The 2,409-nt window shown below is 57.5% G+C and carries 1 protein-coding gene and 2 pseudogenes; all 3 read right to left on the bottom strand.

The window, feature by feature from the left end:
- A pseudogene (locus ACIOMR_RS30875) lies at window positions 1-120 on the bottom strand (peptidoglycan-associated lipoprotein); the annotation flags it as partial.
- A gap of 55 nt (window positions 121-175) precedes the next feature.
- The gene (tolB, locus tag ACIOMR_RS30870) at window positions 176-1,456 is read right to left on the bottom strand and encodes a Tol-Pal system beta propeller repeat protein TolB (RefSeq protein WP_032868196.1); all 1,281 of its coding nucleotides are present in this window, start codon (window positions 1,454-1,456) and stop codon (window positions 176-178) included.
- A 17-nt stretch (window positions 1,457-1,473) separates the two neighbouring features.
- Window positions 1,474-2,409 (bottom strand): annotated as a pseudogene (tolA, locus tag ACIOMR_RS30865) (cell envelope integrity protein TolA); the annotation flags it as partial.

Here is a 2,409-nt window from a genome sequence, read left to right as displayed (position 1 = left end):
TCCCCCCTCCCCACCCCCCCCCCACCCCCCCCCACCCCCCCCCATTCTCCCCGCACAACCACCGGCTACGGACAGAGCCAGAGCCAGAGCAGCAAACTTACCAAACTTCAGCATTTCCATCGTGAAACTCCTAATGAACCCCAGTGTGTTAAGTACTTCTTTTTGTAGCGCCGCGTCAGTTCAGGTAAGGGGACCAGGACGGTTCTCTGACTTCGCCTTGAGCGGTAGGAAGCGGGAGCCTTACGCGTCCATTAATGGACACGAGCATCAAGACTCCCCGGCCCTGCTGGCGGGTGGCGTAGATTACCATGGTGCCGTTGGGCGCAACAGTAGCTGACTCATCAAGGTTGGTATCTGTAAGGATTTTTACGGTTCCACGCTGCAAATCCTGGGCCGCAACCCGGAAATTAGTGAAACCATCCTGACGGTGAATCATCACCAACGTCTTTTCATCAGCCGAAAGCTTCGGTGCAGCGTTGTAGTTACCAATAAAGGTCACTCGTTCGGCGCCGCCGCCGTTGACGCTGGTTTTGTAGACTTGCGGCTTGCCGCCACGGTCGGAGGTGAAGTAGATGGTCGAGCCATCCTTGCCCCAGAACGGTTCGGTGTTGATGCCCGGGCCGCTGGTAACACGGCTCAGTTGGCGCGAAGCCATGTTCATCACGTAGATGTCCGGGTTGCCATCCTTGGACAATACGAATGCCAGGCGTGAACCGTCCGGCGACCAGGCTGGCGCGCCATTCAGGCCTTCGAAGTTGGTGATCTGCTCACGGCGACCGGTATCGATGTGCTGGACGAAGATCCGTGGACGCTTCTGTTCAAAGGACACGTAGGCGATACGCTTGCCATCTGGCGCGAAACGCGGCGACAGGATCGGCTCACGGGATTGCAGCAACGTCACTGCACGCGCGCCGTCATAGTCGGAACGCTGCAAAGTGTAACGAGTGTTGTCTACCGAAAAACGCTCGGCCGTTACATAGAGCAAGCGCGTGGAGAAGGCACCCTTGATCCCGGTCAGTTTTTCAAACGACTGGTCGGAGATGTAGTGCGCCATGTCCCGCAGCTGATCCGTGGTGCCCGACACGCTGCCGGTCAGCACTTGCTGCTCGGTCGCGACGTTGAACAGGGTGTACTGGATCTGCAGGCGACCGCCGGCGGGCGTGATGCTGCCCACCATCAGGTACTGGGCGTTCAGCGCTTTCCAGTCACGGAAGATGACTTCGCTGGCCTGGGTCGGCTGGCTGATCATGTTGCCTTTGTCGATCGGTGCGTAGTAGCCGGAGTTGCGCAGGTCATCGCTGATGATCTGCGACATGTCGTCCGGCAGCACGCTGCCGCCCTGCCAGCCAAACGGCACAACGGCGATCGGGGTGGCCCGATCGCTACCGCTGGTGACCAGGATGTTCTTTTCATCCGCCGCCGCTATCCCTGCCATGCAGCAAATAACGACAAGCATTCCTCGAAGAAGGTTTCTCACAAGGCTAGATCCTCAGGTGTGAATGTCATCTTGAATGAACGGTAGGGAGCGAAGTCGCTTGGTTTCATTCCCTGCATCTCGGTCAACCGGCCAATGTTCTTGACCGCTGCTACCGCCGAACTGTCGAACGAACCGTCGCCACTGGACTTGGCCACGCTGACCGAAGTCACCGTACCGTCCGGCAACATGCCGATCTGCAGCACTACTGTCATGCCTTTACGTGCCGAAGGAGGACGGGTCCACCCTTCCGCTGCCCGTGAACGAATCAGGTCGTCGAAACTGCCCGCGACTTCATCACCACGTTCATCGGCCAAGGCTTGCTGGCGCTGCGGCGTGTCGGAAAGCAAATCGGCCAAGGCCTGGGCCTTTTTGTCTTCGGTCGATTTACGCGCTGCTTCCTGGGCCTTTTTCTTGGAGGCATCGGCGGCAGCTTTCTTCTTCGCATCGTCGGCGATCTTCTTCTTCGCCTCGTCAGCTTCAGCTTTCTTCTTGGCGTCGTCCGCGGCTTTCTTCTTCGCGTCTTCGACTATCTTTTTCTTCGCGTCTTCAGCGGCCTTTTTCTTGGCCTCTTCTTCGGCAGCCTTCTTGGCTTCTTCTTCAGATTTCTTCTTGGCTATATCAGCCAATTGTTTCTCTTCAGCCTTCTTGGCTTCGGCAGCTTTATCGGCTTTCTTGGCTTCATCAGCCTTTTGCGCCTCTGCAGCTTTCTTCGCCTCGTCAGCCTTTTTCGATTCCTCGGCCTTTTGAGCCGCCTCTTCTTTCTTTTGTTCCGCAGCAGCCTTCACCGCTTCCTGCTCGACCTTCTTCTGTTCCATCTGCTCGACTTCAGTCTGGCGCGCAGCCGACTTCTGGGCCTCACCCGCAATCTACTGATAGGTCTGGGAGGAGGCCTGGCTTTACGATTTCAGCTGATAAAGGGTCGCCTGCACGAT

Source organism: Pseudomonas sp. NPDC087814 (assembly GCF_044742865.1).
Classification (GTDB): Bacteria; Pseudomonadota; Gammaproteobacteria; order Pseudomonadales; family Pseudomonadaceae; genus Aquipseudomonas.
Note: the sequence above shows the minus strand (reverse complement) of the source record. Positions and strands in the feature narration are given on the sequence as shown.